Here is an 18,053-nt window from a genome sequence, read left to right as displayed (position 1 = left end):
TATCGGCACTTACTGTTTGAATCTTTAGAAAAAAATTTAACTTCTTAACAAATTTTTTCTTGATTCGTAAATATTGTTATTATTAAACTCAATAATAACATGATAGCACCTATGAAAAAACCACCGGAAGGCTTTGCAGGAGACTGTTCAGACAAGTTTGTGCCCTCGAGCTTATCATCGATTTGCTTATCGATTTGCTCAATTGTGCCACACATTGGAATTTGCTCTTTAGGGTAGAGGTAAGTCGCTCCGTCCCAATCGTCTTCTCCGATTGTCTCTCGTCCTGTTAGATTTCTAAAGTACATCAAAGAATCCTCAAGTTTAGAATGGCCAAGACCAAAGGCATGTCCAATTTCATGGGCAAAGAGAGCAATCTTCTGGGCACGAGTTTGCTCATTATACTTAGTTCCAGAAATATCATTAATTCCGATTACAGAGCCAACAATTGTTGCACCACTTAGATTATTTGGAAGGGTTACTGCCAGAATTCCAACTGAAGTGAAAACATCAGTATTGCCGTTACAGACGATCAGGATATCTCTATTTGTATCTGGTACTTGAGTTGAGCAGCCAGCTGATCCAGCATTACAGATTCCATTTGTCGTATAAGCGCTATCAACAGTTTGAATATTGCCACCTTTTAAATGAAGGCTACTTGTTGAAATTTTATTCCAGTAATTACTTGCTGCTATTTCTACCATATCCATAATTTCATCGGCGCTGTCTGTGATATTTGAGCAAGCATTGTCTGCAACGTGAACTCTAATTTCAGGATCTGCAAAGCGAATAGGTATATTGGCATTGATAGTAAAGGCCTGGGCCGAAAAAGCTATGATAAAGCTTAAAAGTATTTTCATTTCTTATTACCTAGTGTGTAATTAATTGAGAGCCCATAGCTAAATGCACGCTCATCACCGTCTTCAATATTAAAGGCACTAATTTGGCCATTGATAAAAATGTCCTTATTTAACAGATAGTCACTTCCTATCACGAGAATATTATTAACCGCCGTTTGGACATCTGAAGGTGTATTATATTGTTGAGTCGAAATTCCATTACCAAGCGTTTGAACTTCACCATCCATTTTCGTATAAGTGAAGAAGAGTCCAGCACCGGCCTGCAATCTAAAGTCACTAATCACATGTTCAATTAATGCTTGAAGCCAAAGATTTGTTACTGTAACTGCATCATCAGCTCCTTCTTGTGGAATTGTTAAGCCTATTTCAAGGATTAAGTTCTTATCCCAATAAAAGTCTGAGCGGTAATTGGCGCGAAGATATGGATTGAAATCAAAATAATTTCGTCCACCGTCTAGGTCCTTTTGAACCTTTCCAACGTACTTTGTCATATTTCCTATACCTAGAGAGAACTCACCAGGTATATTGTATATTTGTGCATTTGTTTGATTTGTTACGAGACTTGTCATGAAAAAGACAAAGCATGCAACTGTTAAGGTCAACTTTTTCATGACACAATTGTTAAGAAGAATTTATTATTTGGCAATATGTTATTGTTTGCAAATGGTGTGAATTTAATTAAAATTGCCGTAATGACTATTAGAAAAGGAATTTAATATGTTCGAAAATTATAAAGTACCATCAGAACTAGTACCAAGTGACCCACGCTTTGGTGTCGGGCCATCTCTTATTCCAACAGAATTTATCCAAAAGCTTGCTGATACAAAAGCTGAACTTCTTGGAACATCACATAGAAAACCAGCTGTAAAAAATCTTGTTAAAGAAATACAAGATGGACTTAGAAGTTTTTATAATCTACCGGAAGGTTATGAAATCGTTATGGGTAACGGTGGAGCAACTTTTCTCTTTGATATGATTGGACTTGGTCTAGTTAGAAAGAAAAGTGTTCACTACACATGTGGAGAGTTTTCAAATAAGTGGTATAAGTCACATAACTTAATTCCTTGGATTGATGCCGAAGAGATTGCAAGTGAATATGGACAAGGTTGTGAGCCTAAGGATCACGCTGACGCCGACATGGTTTGTTTCACTCTTAATGAAACTTCAACTGGAGTGCAAACAACAACAATACCAACAGTTAGTGAAGATACTCTTGTGGCCGTTGATGCAACGAGTGGAGCAGGTCAAATTCCTTTAGATTTATCAAAGATTGACTGTTACTTCTTTTCACCTCAAAAAGTTTTCGCTTCAGAAGGTGGATTATTTGTTGCCATCATGTCGCCAAAGGCACTAAAGCGTGCTGAAGAAATTAATTCAAGTGATCGTTATATTCCAGGAATTATGAATTGGAAGACAGCGATTGATAATTCAGTAAAGAATCAAACTTATAATACACCAAGTATTTCAACTCTTTTCTTCCTTAATGAGCAAGTAAAGCTTATGGACTCACAAGGTGGACAAAAGTATGCCGTTGAGCATGCAAATAAAAAAGCTGAGTTAATTTACGGATGGGCAAAAGAGGAAAGCTTCCTTGAAGCATTTGTTCAAGATGAGAAGTATCGCTCAACATCTGTTGCAACGATCAATCTTGATGAGAAGTACGATGCCAATGCACTTGTAAAAGTTCTAGAAGATCAAAACATTGCAAATGGAATCAACTCTTATCGTAAGCTTGGTAAGAATCAATTTAGAATTTCTCTCTTTCACAATGTGAAACTTGAGGATCTTCTAAAGCTTACAAAAATTATTTCAAATGCTATTAATGAAGCATCAGTATAATTCTATTCTTTAGCTAATATATATATTCAATTGGCCGGGTATAGCCCGGTCTTTTTCTTTCATGAACAATGTTGTAGTAAGTAAATAGTAAAAGTAAAACTTTAGATAAGTTGAAGTTAGAAAAACCGCCAATATTTTGTGATTTTATAATTCATTATTTTCAAATTTTTCTATTTTCTTTAGGTTCTCTTTAGAAACGTCGCTCGAACGTCAATTATAGATTAACTTGGTAGCTATATAGTTCTCATTTTCTTGAGTTTTCATAGCTAAGTGATTGTTTTTATAGTCGAAATTAAAGAAAAATGACATTTCCTTTTCAGTTAAATTTGTTGTGCCCGATACTCAGTTAAATAGAAATATTTGATGAGGGATAAATGAAAAATTCATTTTTAATTTTATTATTTTGTAGTTCGACTTTAATTAGTTGCATTGAAAAAGAAAAATCATTATCAGGCGGGGATAAGTCAGAACCCAGTTCAAAATCTTCTTTTATTCAGGAAAAAAAGGAAGAGATTAAAGATCTTAAAGAAGAACTTAGTGATACAGCTTATTCTTTATCAAAAACTGAACTTGATGAATTAAAGGCCGATGGTGCCATCTCTGAAGAGGATTATCAGGAACTACTTCTTTTAACTAGTAATCAAAACTCAAATTAATACTTAATTTAGGCGGGACGTTTGATCATGTGTAAATATACATTAGCAAAGTTTATTCTTTTAATATCACTTACCTTTACTTCATTTAGTTCTATGGCCGGGGTTGGAACGAATTACAATCGAAAGGGTGTTGTTATTAATTACAATACACCTCAAGCAAGTCATGTGAAGTATAACTCAGGTGAGACTGCACAGTTAAGTGGTTCTATCTGTGTATCTAAATACTCTTCTATCTTCAACAAATTAAAATGTCGCGCAACCCTACAAGGGAATGTATCAATTAGAGCATATTTTCCTGATGCAATGACTGAAGTAACAGACCAGTTAATGGTTAAAAAGAAGGGAAAAGTATATGAGTGGTCATTTGATACACCTGAACTTACTTCTGGTAATGAAAATACACTACATATTTTAGTTGCTAAAGATGATCTTAAGATTAAGAGGTACGAGAGGCTTCAAGCTAAACTTAATAAGAGAATTGTTCTCTTAGAAAAGAGAATTCAACAACGAAACAAAAGAGGCTCAAGTGAGCTTCTTATTGAATGGTTAATTGTTTTAAAGGAAAGACTTGAAAGAGTTTCTAAAAATATTGATGAATTAATTGAAGAAGATGCGTCTGTATTAGCGCAAGTGAAGATACCGTTACAGGTTGATAATGATGTTGCCTTCCCATTTTATTATTCAAGTTTCTTTTCAGGACATAAAATGTCTCTTAGAGCTCCTGTAGGATCTGCAATTGAAGGTGATAAAGTAACTATTGAGGCATCAACTAAGAATTTAACAGATAAAAGCTTTTGGTTTCCTGGAATTGATGAGAAAAATGATAAAATTGACGAGTCATTTAATGATGATGGCCTAGATCAATACAATTTAGATCTATTCTTTAATGGTAATCTTAAAAAGTCGAGTGGGTTTAGCGAACTTCCATTTGGGCAAAAGAGAAGTCTAACTTTTATTTCAGATAGATTAAAAGTTTCTGACCTTAATAACTTTGAACTTAAACTTACTAAGAAACTCAATCATTATTTTAAATTCTTCAAAAAGAAAATATCTCTTGATTTTCCTTATGGTGAGATTGGGTTCTCACTTCCTGTCTCGAGAGATGATGTAAGGCCAACTATTAGTACAGATTTTTTTAGTGAAGGCGAAATATCATTAAATAAGTTTGAAAATGTTAAGTACCTTGCAAGAGATAGCTTTGGTCATTTGCTGAATGATTCAATAAAGATTGAAATTAGAAATACACAAGATGAGGTTGTCTCTGGCACGTCAATTACATCAACTAGAATAAATAAAGAAGAAGTTGAATACAATGTTTCAAATTTAAACTTGTCTGATGGATCGTATCAAATTATGGCCCTAATCAGAGACAATGCTGGTAATGAGAGTACAAAGCTTGTAAATAAGTTTTTCATTGATAATTCTGTCCCAACTTTATTTGAAAATAATACACCAAATGGATTTATTGCAGGTGATAAACTCGATCTTGATTTCAAAGTGAGTGATTTATCAAGTGTTGAGGTGATTGTTTTTAGTAACGGGGATAAGTTATTAACAACTTCTAATAAGCATGTTCAAGAAAGTATTACTCTATCTAGTGGTGAAAACATCATAAGTGCTAAGCTAACGGACTCTCTCGGTAATACTGAAACAGTCGAGATTACAACAGTTTCAATTGATAATATTGCCCCAACTTTAGCAAATAATAAAACGTCTAGTGGGTATACAGCAAATTCAAGTCTAACTCTAAACTTTTCAATTTCAGATATTTCAACTGTAACGACTGAAGTCTTTAATAATGGGACTAAAGTTCTAACTACAACAAATAAAAATGTAAATGAGAGTATTTCTCTTAGTGATGGTAGTAATAATATCTCTATAGTTATGACTGATGCTGCCGGTAACGTAAGTAATGCTGATGTTTCAAGTGTTATTCTTGATAATGTATCGCCAATACTTTTAAGAAATGCAAATTCAGATAGTGTTTTATCTACAAGTTCATATACACTAGACTTTACAGTTCAAGACTCAACTCCTGTAACAACTAGTGTATTTAATAATGGAACAAAGATTCTAGAGACAAGTAAAAACTTAATTAATAACTCTATTAATCTAAACTATGGCGTAAATGAAATAACTATTTTTATGTCCGATTCCGCTGGAAATACTAGTAGCGCAAATATTGCAAAACTAACACTTGATAACAAAAAGCCTGTACTAGCACAAAATAATACTGAAGGTGGACTCACTGTTAATAAGACTATTCCACTTGATTTTAGTATTGAAGATCTATCTGCAGTTGATATTAAGGTTTTTAGAAATGGCATTGAAGTACTTTCTTCAATTGAAAAAGTTATAAAAACTAGTATCGAATTAGTAGAGGGAAGTAATGAAATCACAGCTACTGTTCTTGATCAGGCCGAAAATACTGAATCATTTACTATCGCTCAAGTAATCTATGATGGTACAAAACCATCTATTTCATCAATTAACTTAATAGATGGTCAAAGTCTTGATTCATTAACATATGAACTAAAAGGTGTCGTAAGTGAAGAATTGAATAGTCTAAGTGTTAATGGAGACAGCGTATCTCTAAATGAAAAATCATTTTCATACACAATTTCAAATACGCAAGAAGGTGCTAAGGCTGTCGTTATTGCAATGGCTGACCTTGCAGGAAATACAAATGAATTCACAATTAACTACGCTGTTCAACTTGCTCCTGAGGAGTTTGAGTGTATAAAACAAGAGTTTAGTGAAGATGCATCTTGTAGTGAGGTGTTTGTCGCCCAATCTTTGTCAGATGTTGAAAGTTATAAGTCAAGTAGTGATGTAAGTAGCAAGAATCTAGCACTAGCATTTAGCTATTCTGGAGATGAGCATCTAATTGTTCATACTCCATGTTCAATAAATGTCGCTGAGAATTTTAACTTTTCAACAACTGGTGGAGTTTGTCTTGATTCTCGTGATGGACTAAATATTCAAACACAAAGTCTGCTCTCTGCAAATGAAGTGAATCTCTTTTCTGATACTCTAATTAATATTGAAGAGAACGCTGCTCTAAGTTCTGTTGAATCATTCACGGCCTCTTCACCAGAATGTACATTTGAAAATACAACTCTTACAGGTTCTGGGAATTGTTTTGATCCATCAAGACCGGTCGTTAAGGTTTCAACAACAAAGACAAATCTTGAAATTGGTGAGACATTAAGCTTTTCAACTTCTGAGTCTATTGTTCCAAATGGTATTTCAACTGTTGAATACTTTATAAATGAACTGAAGCAAGAAAACTCAGCTAATAGTTTTAATCATACTTTTAATGAGGAAGGAATCTTCTATGTTAAGGCGAAGATCACTGACTCAAATGGATATATCTCAAGTAGTAAGATTAAAATTAATGTTTCCGCACCAATTATTAATACTCGAGAAGCTTTCTTTAAATATGCAGTTGAAGATGAGATGCTTGAGCTTATATTTGTTCAAAGTATACCGCGTGATCAAATTAAAACGGCCAAGTTTATCGTTGATGGCCAGGATTACGTTCTTCCAAATTATTATCACTTAGATTCAATTTATATAAATGATATCTCTCTTGGAAATCATGACGTAATTTTAGAAGTTACTGATAGCTATGACCAAGTATTTAAGTATCAAAGAAGTGTTTTTGTAGGAACAAATGAAGAGATGGCCCAACTACCACCTGTTATGGAATTTGAAGTTGTTCCATCTGCTCCACGAAAAGTCTTTATTGAATTTAGAGATGTTTTTGACCCTGCAAAGCTATTTGATGGACTAGTTATTGACTGGGGAGATGGACAAAAGTCTGAACACTGGATTCCAGATGAAGGTGGAGTTAAGCATCAGTATGCAAGTGCTGGTACTTATGAAGTAAGTGTAGAGTTTGTAAAGTACGGAGATGAAGAACTTGTGACTACTCTTGCAAAAGAGGTCATTGTGACAGATGATGAAGTTTCTCCTGCTCCTCCAATTGTTAATTTTAGATATGAAAAGCAATACTTTGCTCCACATGTAACCTTTAATGTCGATCTTTCAATGTCTCCAACTGGTGAGATCGTAAGTCGCACTTTTGATTATGGTGATGGAACTGTTTATACCGGAAATGAGCCAATCCACACGCATTTCTATGAACCAGGTACATATTATCCAACTCTAACAATTGTTGATGAATATGGAATGACAACGTCACAAACTGCACGAGTATTTATTACAGAAGAAGGTGAAGACTTTATTTCACATCTTGAGTGTTTTGATGAAGGTGGCCTCTATGTGGGGTGTGATGTAGTCGCGCTTTCAAAAGATGAAGAAATTCAATCTATTGAGATTGACTGGGGTGATGGTAATACTGAAACATTCGATCCTGCATTTTCTAGTTGGACATGGGACTTTTTTGAGCATGAATATGAAGAAAGGGATAATTACGTTGTAAAGTATATTGTATACTCAGGGTATGGTGAAAAAGAGATTTCTCTACCAATTTATTTAAAAGGTGAAAAGTTGTCACCTGAAATATTCTGTGTAAATAAATCTCTTAATATAGAATGTAGAATATCAGACTTGTCAGATGTTAATGCTACTGACTTTCAGTGGAAACTTAATGGTGATTACATCTCTAACCTAAAAGATTTCACTCAATCACTAAGTGAACATGGTTCTCATAAGTTAGATGTATCATTTATTGTTGATGGAATACTATATTCTTTAACTAAAAGAATTGTCGTTAGTGATGAAGATACTCAATTGTTTAACGCAAGCCTTATTTGTATAAATTCAACTAGCTTTAAGTTCAAATGTTCTATTTCAGGTGATACGGATATTATTGAATCATATAAATGGTACCTGAATGATGAGTTAGTTGAATCAAGTGATAGATACATAATTTTGAGCTTGAATGAAGGAAGCTATGATATTGAAGTTGAAGCCATTTCAAGTAATTATAGGTTTTACGATTCAGCGAAACTTTTTGTTGATTATGTAAAACCTGAAGTTGAACTTGTCGCTACACTGAATAATGATGGTAATGTTGATGTTCATGCAAGAAAAACGGCTGATGGAATAATAACAAAATATGCATGGACAATCGATGATAAGCCTAAGGTCTATACTGTTAGTAATCAAGTTACTTTTGGATACGATTATTTAAATCAAAAAACTCTTAAGTTAACATTTACAGACGACCTTGGGATTGAGTATGAGGAAGAGCTGTATGTAGACTTTTCTTCAATAAATCGTAAGCCTGTAATAGATGTAGAAGTATTTCGCCCTAATGGTAAAGCAGGACGTCTTGTTGAATTTGATGGTTCTGGAACTCATGATCCTAATAATGACGAGTTTTCATTTAATTGGATGGTGGATGGAGTCACATATAGTAATAGTCGTTTCTCTCATCTCTTTAGCTCTAGAGGGAGAAAGGATGTTGTTTTAAAAGTTGAAGATTCGAAAGGGCTTGTTTCAATAAAAAGATTTTCACTTGTTATTGAAGATATAAATATTTACGAAAGCCCAAGGAAGCTTAGTTTTATTTCTCCAATAGCTTTAACATTCAAAAATTTTAAGCTTGAAGATGAAGGTTATGCTGTTTATTTGAATGATGTAGAGTTAGATAGTTATAAAGTGAGTGCGGATACTGTTGGATTCATTCCTGCTTATACAAAAGCTGAGGACTCTGTTTTAACTATTGTTGTCGACAACAGCACTCTCAGTTACGATGTTTCATTGAATGAGATCATAAACTTAGAAAGACCGTCTGTTGCGGCAGATATTGCCTTTAAGAAGTACAGAAATTCTATTATAAGTCAGTTGCCTGATGATGATGATACAGAAAAGTTCTTTGAAATGTTTTTAGCAAAGATTGATACTGCTATGTCTGACTTAAGTGATGATGATTTAAAGATGTTTGCAATTGTTTTCAATGGTTATGCAGATAGTTTTAATAGATTAGCTCCAGAGAATAATAAAGTAACTTCTTTGTTTCATGATGTTATAAATATTGCTTTACCGCAGAATGTTTATGCTCTTACCGATGTTGATGTATATAATGAAGCACAGTCGTGCAGCCGATGGCTTGTGTTAAATGGAGGATTCGGCGCTCTTGTAGGAGGAGTGAGTAAAGGTATTTCAATTGCAACTTTATTTACTGTTTTAAATGCACCGTCAACAGCGTCTGTTACAGGGAAGTTTTTGGCAATTGCCGGAGTAGCTGCCTCTATTTCAAAAATAGTACAAATGATCTCTTTAAAGTATTTAGTAAAGAAGTGTATTGTAAATGTAAAATATCCAAATGTGATTAATGATGAATATCTTGATTTGAGAGTAAATAACATCGATGCTAGTAGAAATGAAGTAGGTGCTTACGAGGTTTATAATGGCAGGGGGCTTCGTGTCGATATTATAATGGAGGTGCAAGGGTATCATGATTACAAAGAAGATGTTTTAAGGGGACGAGTTGAAAATCCTCATACCATCTTTAAACAAGTTGATGGTAGTGTAGATTATGGTGAAGGGTTTGTTGAAGAATATTTAGGGTCGTTAAATATTGTTATGGATTCAATAGGTATGATGGATGCAAGTCTTGTTGGTTTAGTAACAAACATTATAGAGTTTTTAATGGCGCAAAGCTTTATTACACAGCTAGAGACTGAGGTTGCGCATATACGAGGGGATAAGTCATTGTCGGAATCTACTATGATAGATGTGCTCAGTGATAAATTGCTTACGATAGGTGTTGAAGGAAGACTACGTAGTGAAATAAAAGTTGAGCACTCCGCAGGGAATATCATTTTTAATCTTGCTAATGATGAAGAAGTACCTGAAAACTTTTCATTGAAAACACAATCTCGATTCACTGATCTTTTCAATTTTGAGGAAACTAAGTCAATTTCAGAGTACCGTTTCCAGTTTAAGTCGGAATGTGGTGATAAGCCAGTATATGGAAACAAGTATGGAGGCTATTTTGAATCCTTAGAAAATGTTGAGTATACAGAGCTTATTACTAATGGGGGAATCGTTTGTGACGGAGCCAAGGTCAAAGGCGGAGTCAAAGTCACAAATGGGGCAAGAGTTTTTGGCGACAATACGAAGATTACTAACTTATATCCATTTTCAGACTTCTCTTTACACCAGAATGTAATGATAATTGCTGGTGAAGGGGTATCAATCGGTAATGCTACAGATGAGACAGTAGATATTGTTCAATGGGTAGGGAGTCCTGGAGTTGTGATGGGATATGAAATACCCGAGTATATAGGTGGGTATACACCGAATATCGTTATTTCTGGAAACACTGATATTAGTTTTACTAAAGCACTTTCTATGTCGCACCTTACATCTACATATATGTTTGATGGTAACATGGAGCTTGTAAATGCAAAGATTAAGGATAGTAGTATTCTTGCTTACAATGAAGCTAAAACAATAATAAATAGAGGGCAAGTAGTTGACAGTCTCTTAGGAGATGTTAGTTTTAATATCGATGGTAGTTCTAGTATTATTGGCTGCTCTTTTCCTTCTAGATATTCACCTTTAGAACCTGAAAGTTCTGTCTTCAATTTGGAATCAAGTAATTTGAACTGTTCATCTATGAATAATAATATGATTATTTCTGGCCCTGCTTCAATTAAGCTAAAAAATTCAACATTAAATATGAATGATGTTTTACATGCTCAGGCCAGTCATCCTTTTAGGGTGTATGTTGAGCATGGAGCAAGTCATGGAACCTTCGAAATTTCTGATTCTGTTCTAGAAGGACCTAATATTGAAGTACAATTTAGAGAGGGTGATAGTTTAGATTCTTTGAAAATTAAAAGTTGTACTTCATGCGTCAATCCGTTTTTTTTATATAGCTCTAGATCAGATGATTTAGCAATTAAGAGTATTAAAAACTATGTAATAGAAAATACAATCATATTTAATTCATTAATCCAAAATTCAAGTGTAAAGGGATCAAGTATAATTGAAAGTAATATATCAAATGCTTTAGTGACAAATTTGAATTCGAATACTTCTCAAGTTATTACTTATCTTAATAAAGAAGTGGATTTTTCAGGAGCATCTATTAAAAATAATTCATTAGTATTACTACTAGATGGAGAATTTAGTTCTAGTTCAGTTATCGATAATTCAACTGTACATGTTAACAAGTTAACTATGGGCAGCAACGCATCCATTATAAATCAAAGTTCTCTAGCAGGAGATTCTAGTTTGAGCTCCCCTGCCGTTGACTCGATTGTTCTCCCATACAATACTATGATCGACAATTCTGCGGTAAGCTTAAAAGCTGATATTAATACTAACGTTACAATACTTAGAAGTACAGTAAAAGACAATGCAGTTATCGGTGAGAAAGCGAATCTTGAAGATTCTTTTGTTGATAAAGATGCTAAAATAGGGAGTAATGTTAAGGGGATTAAGACAGGCTTTGGTAAAGGTGTCGAAATAAAGAATAACAATAGTTTTGTCAAATCTGTAATCGAAGATGGGGCGATCGTTGAGACTGGTGGTAATTTCTTGAGCTCTGGAATTGGTGAAAATAGCAATGTCGGTGATAGTGCAGAATTTCAAGCTACTTACATTGAGAATAATGTAAAAGTTAGATCCGGAAGCCATTTTGTATTAAGTACTGTTGGTGAAGATTCAATTATAGGTTCAGGTGTAACTCTTGATGAGTCTGACTTGGGGAAAGATGTGACTGTCGAAGTAGGTGCAGATATTAAGAGATCTGGAGTAGGTAATAATGGTTTTGTAGGAGCTGGTGCTACTTTGCTTGATTCTGTAATCGGTGAAAACTCTGGAGTTAATGCTGGTTCAAATGTAGTTTCCACTACTGTATATGGAGGTGCATTTGTTGATGATAAGGACAGTAAGGTTTGTGATAATTTTGAAGACACATTACCAGATGATCCATGTATGAGTAACGAGTAGAGGGTAGATTTGATCTTTATTGATGGTTTTATAATTTATATGTTTATTTATGCTTATTCTAAATGGAAGGGGAAGCCTTTAAGTAATAAGTCGCAATGGATATGGGCATCTCTTCTTACATTTGGAAAGTTATTCGTATGGTTAATCCTTTCATTTAGTATGCTGAGGTATGATAGTGGTTATCGGGAAATGCTAACTAATGACGAGAAGAAAAACTTAGTCCCATTAATGAATAACTTCACTTTATTCTTTCCAGTGTGGTCAATTTATTATTCTCAATTAGCAAACTATAGAAGAAATTACGATGATAGTTATTTAAAGAAGAGAAATGCAGAAGACTATTTAAATGAAAATTTGGCATATTGTCTGAGCTTAGATCAAACAAAAAAAAGAAATTTTAATCGGTGTTATAACTTGCTTGTTTTTATATTAGATAATAAGAAGCATATAAGCTTGGATAATAAAACACTTCAAAGATTACTGAAGTCAGAAGAGGAGTTTTCGTCACGTGATAATAAGAAAGTTGTTGTCGATAATATAATGACAAAAAATGGAAGTCGATTAATTGAGATACCGCGAAACTGTGGCCCTGTTTTGTACACTTATCATTTCTATGAACTAACTAATCCTGATATGTACAGAGTCCAATTTTTACACTATCTTTCTGATGTTTATTCTTCTAAAGAAAGTTGTCGACCAATAAAGTATTTAATGTTGTCTTCTTTGTTCTCGTTATATGCGCAGAAAGGCTCAAATGAATTTCCATTAGAAACTATTCAGCCTATATTAAAAGATTTAATGAATGATGAGATGTCTGAGGTAGAAATTAATCATCTTCTTTATTCTTCAACAGCTAGATCAAATGGAGTCTTTGCTCAAAAGGTAATTTGTCCTTTAGATTATAGTAATAAATTTGATAAATATTGTAAGTAAGATAACTTTGAAGTGTGGTTCCTATAACGAATCCGTCCATTACGTAAGCTCTATATGAAAGGTCTTGGATACTGATGGCCTTTTGCTATACTTTCAGTCTTCAGGTTTAGCATAGAGTTTCTTAATGATTTGATTTTTTACGAGAGCTTTTCAAAGCAAGCTTCAATCTTCGCATTAAGGTCAGATTTCTTCTGGTTTAATCCTGCAATTAATTGATTCTTTTCTTCATCCATATTGGCATAGTCAAATTTAGAGAGAAGCTCATCGATCTTTTCAATCTGGCCTTCAAGCTCCATAATTTCTTCTTCAATCTTTTCGACTTGAACGTCATTAAGCTTTGGTGTCTCCTTAATAGAAGGTGCAGCTATTTCTTCTTTATTTGAAGAAGGCCCTTGCGATTGTTTTTCTAGGTCGCGCTCCATTTGTCTAGCTTCAAGATATGGGCGAACAAATGTGAATCCACTTGAGAACTTTGTGACGGCCTTGTCTTCAATGAGCCAAACACGATTGGTGATATTTTCTAAGAACGATCTGTCGTGAGAGATGATGATGACCGTTCCTTGGAATTCGGCGAGTTTTTGCTCTAAGATTTCAATCGACTCAATATCGAGGTCATTTGTCGGTTCATCAAAAATCCAAATATCAGCTTCACTCTTAAGGTTTAGTGCGAGTTGCAGACGATTTAATTCTCCACCTGAGAAACTTGAAAGAGGCCTATGAAGTTCTCCGCGATCAAAGAGGAAGTTTTGAAAGTAGGTCGCAACGTGTATCGAGCGTCCACTTTTAAAGTGAATAAAGTCTTCACCTTCACCAAGTAGATCATAAGGTGACTTTGAAAGATCAAATTCATCTCGTTTCTGAGAAAAGAGACAAACCTTTAGATCATCTGCTCTTTTTATATATCCTGCGCTCGGGTTAAGTTTTTCGGCAACTAATTTCATGAGAGTTGATTTCCCAACCCCGTTTTCACCTAGGACTCCGACCTTGTCGCCTTTAAAGATTGAAAGGTTTACCCCTTTAAATAGCACTTCTTTATTATCGTAACCAAAATCCACATCTTTGAATTGTACAAGCTGCTTTGTTTTTCGATTACTGTCATTCATTGCTAGATCAAGCTTTGAGCGGGCCTGATCTTTTAGTTTTTGAACTTGCTTTGAAAGATCATTGAAGTCTTCAACACGTTTTTTTGAGCGAGTTCGACGGGCTTTTACTCCTTGTCGCATCCAAGCGGTCTCTCGTCTGAGTGAGTTCTTAAGCTTTGTTAGAGAGTTAAGACGTAGCTCTTCTTGAGTCTTTGTATATTCAAGATACTCTGCATATGTTCCTTTAAAAGGAGAAACCACTCCAGAGTGGATATTAAAGATCTTTGTAGTAACTTTTGAGAGCAGGTAGCGGTCGTGGGAGATGATCACGTGAGTTTTATTGGACTTCATGATCTCATCTTCAAATTGTTCAATTGTTTCAAAGTCTAAGTGGTTTGTAGGCTCATCCCATAGAATGAGGTTCTCTCTTGCAGTTAGGCCCAGGCTAAGTTGAACTTTCTTTTGCTCTCCACCTGAGAGACCTTTAACTTTCATGGAAAGATCAGTAAGGCCAAAGGCCTTGATATAACTTTCGTAATTATTTTTGAGATCCCAATACTTCTTGTGTTCAAGCTCTTCCATAATTTTGTTCTGCTCTGCAAGTCCTTTCTCTGTTGAAAGATCAAGTGAAGCAAGTTTATTATTTAGAACTTCAAAGTCGCGATACTGAAAGTAAAAATAGTCTTCAATAGTGATGTCTTCATTTGGAAGAGTGAAATTTTGGTCGACTTTAAAGACACTGAATTCCATCGTTGGACCTTGTGAAGCCGTGGCCTTCTCAAAGGTAAATGGGGGAGTCGATGTATCTGGCGCGATCTCTTCATTTATAATTTTTAATAGAGAAGACTTACCCATTCCATTTAGGCCAATGAGTCCGATTTTATCACCGTGCTCAATATAGAATTGTGCGTTATTGAAAATGACTTTCTGCCCAAAGGCGAGATTTATATTTTTTAAGTTACATAGTATCGACATTTCATAAATCTATCCTATTTTTAACTGTTTGGCCCAAAAAATTCCCGTCAATTCCTAGCCGAAATGTGGCCGTTTAGGTATGATATCGCCTCTTACAACACACATATCCAACGACTACAACAGTTCGTGAAGGGGAAAGATATGAGAAAATTATTTAAATTGGCCATAGCATCTCTAACTTTACTGAGTGCACAAGCAAATTATGAACTTTTAGCTAGTTCAGGTGAATATAATTATAACCTACCTCAGCAAACTTTTTGGATCAGTACATCACTTCGTATGATGAATACTGGTGAAGTATGTTTCTCAATGGGGGGAGCTGCTGGTGGAATTTCTGGTTACGCTTTTCTTTGTGGCGACAATGGTGACAATATGAAGCGCTATCTCGTTCCACAAAATGAAGCAGTAAGTGATTTCTACTTATTTGATGATGGAAATACTGGTGATAAGCATATTGTTTTTGCTCCAAATAACGGTTCAGAGCACCTTGGAATATATACATTTAATTTAAGAACGGGTAAGCGTCTTGAGCATGAGAACTTCGAAGGACAATTCACAGGTCTTTCTGGCGTTGCCATGAATGAAGAGGATGTACTTGTTTATCGTCAATCATTTGGTGGTAAAAGAGCAAGAATTGTTATGCGCAACTTAGATGGAGAAAATGATCTTTTCTCAAGTTTCTCTAAGGATATTGGATACGTATTTACGCCTCAAACAAGCGGGAATTACGTATTAACTAAAATTAGAATGGGAAGAGGAATTGCAGAGAATCAACCAGATCGTCTCTACCTATACAATATGAAAAAGGGTGCAAAGCAAATCGTTATGCAAGATAAGGATGGTCAACCTTCTTCAAAAATTACAAAGATCATGAATACTTATACAGTAAACCACAATGGTGATGTTGCTGTATGGACAGAAACTGAAAATGGAACGCAATTATATGCTTCTAATAAAGGTATCTTAAAATCAGTTCTTACTATTGGTGATGAAATTACAAAGTATGATGCTTTCTCTCCATCAATGAATAATCTTGGTGATATTTTAATTCGTGGTTACGACAAAAAGAACAATGCTGCGATATTTGCTTATGTCGATGGCCAGTGGTCAAAAGTTATTGGTGAAGGTGATGTGATTGAGATGAATGGTGTTAGCTATGAAGTCGCAGATGCTACAACTTCTCCATTTGTTCACGCTCCAAGAATTAATGATAATCGCGTTGTTGCATTTATTGTTTATGTTGTGAATAAGAAGACAAACAAACTAACAACAATGGTTTTAAAGAAAAAATTATAACAAAAAAGAAAGTATAGAGAAAAATGGCATTACTTAAGAAAAAAGATCCGATTACTAAGTTTTATGACGTTATTATCGTAGGCTCAGGCCTTGCGGGAATGACGGCAGCAAATAAATTAGCAAAAGATGGAAGAAGTGTTCTTCTTCTTGAGGCACATAATAAACTAGGTGGCTTTGCTACATGGTTTAGACGCCCAACAAATGAAGGTGAAAGACATATCTTTGATATTTCTCTTCATGGTTTTCCTGCTGGGATGATCAAAACTTGTCGTCGTTATTGGTCAAAAGATATTGCAAATTGTATTGAGCGAGTTGATAAGATTCGCTTTATTAATCCGCAATTTGAAATCGACACTGATTTTACAAAAGAAGATTATATCAACATCTTAGTTGAGAAATTTAATCTCTCTCGCGAGCATGTTGTGGGATTCTTTGATGAATTACGTGCCATGAACTTCTATGATGATGAGGCCATGACTAATGGGCAATTATTTGAGAAGTATTTTCCAGGGAGAAACGATGTAGTTCGTTTCTTACTAGAGCCAATTGCCTATGCTAATGGATCAACTCTTGAGGATGAGGCCATCACTTTTGGAATCGTTTTTTCTAACTTCATGAATAAGGGTGCCTATATCTTTAGAGGTGGAACGGATAAACTCATTGGTATGATGAAAGATGAACTTCTTTCTAATGGCGTTGATATTAAACTTCATACTAAGGTTGATGAGATTCTTGTTGAAGATAATCAGGCCAAGGGAATCCGTGTTGGAGACGAAAAGGTTCTATCTCGATCAGTTATCTCAAACTCTGCGCTTTTTAATACAATCTTTAAAATGACTCCTAATGCAAAATATTCTCAAGAATTTGCTAAAGATGCCAAGGCCGTAAGAGTAAATTCTTCTTCTTGCCAGGTATTTATGGGACTTAAAGAAGGTGAGTCAATTCCAAATATTGGTGAGCTAATTTTCTATTCACGCTCTGATCATTTTGATACTGACTTACTTCTTTCACCGAAGGCGCACTCTCAAACTTTTTCAATTTACTATCCAGATATGAGAAAGCATATGAAACAAAAATATGCTGTTGTTTCGAGTATCAATGCTCGTTATGAAGACTGGATGAATCTGAGCGAAGAAGAGTATAAAGAGCGTAAGGAATACTTAAAGAATAATGCTCTTGATACGATGGAGACTCTTGTTCCTGGGTTTAAGGATAAGGTTGAGCATGTGAATGTATCAACTCCAAAAACAGTTGAAAAATACACTCATCATCACTTTGGTTCTTCATTTGGAACAAAGTTTGAAGGGCTTGGTGTATCAAAAGAGCTTCCAAATCAGGTGAAAGGTCTCTTTCATGCAGGCTCTGTTGGAATCATTATGTCAGGTTGGCTAGGTGCTGCTAACTACGGTGTTATCGTAGGACATGACTTAAATACTTACTTAGATAATACAGAAGAATAAAATTTTAAAAGGAATAAA

General features: G+C 34.7%; 9 protein-coding genes. 6 read left to right on the top strand and 3 right to left on the bottom strand.

Annotated elements, in window-relative coordinates; genetic code table 11:
- Positions 1–44: 44 nt before the first annotated feature.
- Both ACMAZI_RS09615 and ACMAZI_RS09610 read right to left on the bottom strand, forming a co-directional pair.
- A complete protein-coding gene (locus ACMAZI_RS09615; protein WP_412473277.1) occupies positions 45–857 on the bottom strand; it encodes a matrixin family metalloprotease in 813 nt (270 codons plus the stop codon).
- On the bottom strand, positions 854–1,468 hold the full coding sequence (locus tag ACMAZI_RS09610; RefSeq protein WP_412473278.1) for a hypothetical protein: 615 nt from the start codon (positions 1,466–1,468) through the stop codon (positions 854–856). Before ACMAZI_RS09610 ends, ACMAZI_RS09615 begins: the two co-directional genes overlap by 4 nt.
- A 106-nt stretch (positions 1,469–1,574) precedes the next feature.
- Between ACMAZI_RS09610 and ACMAZI_RS09605 the strand changes: the two genes are divergently transcribed.
- The 4 genes from ACMAZI_RS09605 (at position 1,575) to ACMAZI_RS09590 (ending at position 13,222) form a co-directional block, all read left to right on the top strand.
- Entirely contained in the window at positions 1,575–2,696 is a 1,122-nt protein-coding gene (locus tag ACMAZI_RS09605) for an aminotransferase class V-fold PLP-dependent enzyme (RefSeq protein WP_412473279.1), read from the top strand.
- 374 nt (positions 2,697–3,070) lie between these two features.
- A complete protein-coding gene (locus ACMAZI_RS09600) occupies positions 3,071–3,352 on the top strand; it encodes a hypothetical protein (protein ID WP_412473280.1) in 282 nt (93 codons plus the stop codon).
- Between the two features lie 27 nt (positions 3,353–3,379).
- Positions 3,380–12,289, top strand: a complete 8,910-nt coding sequence (locus ACMAZI_RS09595; protein WP_412473281.1) for a PKD domain-containing protein — start codon at positions 3,380–3,382, stop codon at positions 12,287–12,289.
- A 39-nt stretch (positions 12,290–12,328) separates the two neighbouring features.
- Positions 12,329–13,222: a hypothetical protein gene (locus tag ACMAZI_RS09590; RefSeq protein WP_412473282.1), complete on the top strand. Its 894-nt coding sequence runs from the start codon at positions 12,329–12,331 to the stop codon at positions 13,220–13,222.
- A 137-nt stretch (positions 13,223–13,359) separates the two neighbouring features.
- Here the strand turns inward: ACMAZI_RS09590 and ACMAZI_RS09585 are convergent, their stop codons facing one another.
- Positions 13,360–15,279 (bottom strand): ABC-F family ATP-binding cassette domain-containing protein, encoded by a 1,920-nt coding sequence (locus tag ACMAZI_RS09585; protein WP_412473283.1) that lies wholly within the window; start codon positions 15,277–15,279, stop codon positions 13,360–13,362.
- A 141-nt stretch (positions 15,280–15,420) separates the two neighbouring features.
- On the opposite strand from ACMAZI_RS09585, the gene ACMAZI_RS09580 reads away from it, so the two are divergent.
- Both ACMAZI_RS09580 and ACMAZI_RS09575 read left to right on the top strand, forming a co-directional pair.
- Positions 15,421–16,575, top strand: coding sequence for a hypothetical protein (locus ACMAZI_RS09580; protein WP_412473284.1), 1,155 nt, complete (start codon positions 15,421–15,423; stop codon positions 16,573–16,575).
- 23 nt (positions 16,576–16,598) lie between these two features.
- Positions 16,599–18,035 carry a phytoene desaturase family protein gene (locus ACMAZI_RS09575; RefSeq protein WP_120404682.1) on the top strand — a complete coding sequence of 479 codons (1,437 nt, stop codon included), beginning with the start codon at positions 16,599–16,601 and terminating at the stop codon, positions 18,033–18,035.
- The last annotated feature ends 18 nt before the right edge of the window (positions 18,036–18,053 follow it).

The organism is Halobacteriovorax sp. YZS-3-1 (assembly GCF_047084945.1).
GTDB lineage: Bacteria > Bdellovibrionota > Bacteriovoracia > Bacteriovoracales > Bacteriovoracaceae > Halobacteriovorax_A > Halobacteriovorax_A vibrionivorans.
Note: the sequence above shows the minus strand (reverse complement) of the source record. Positions and strands in the feature narration are given on the sequence as shown.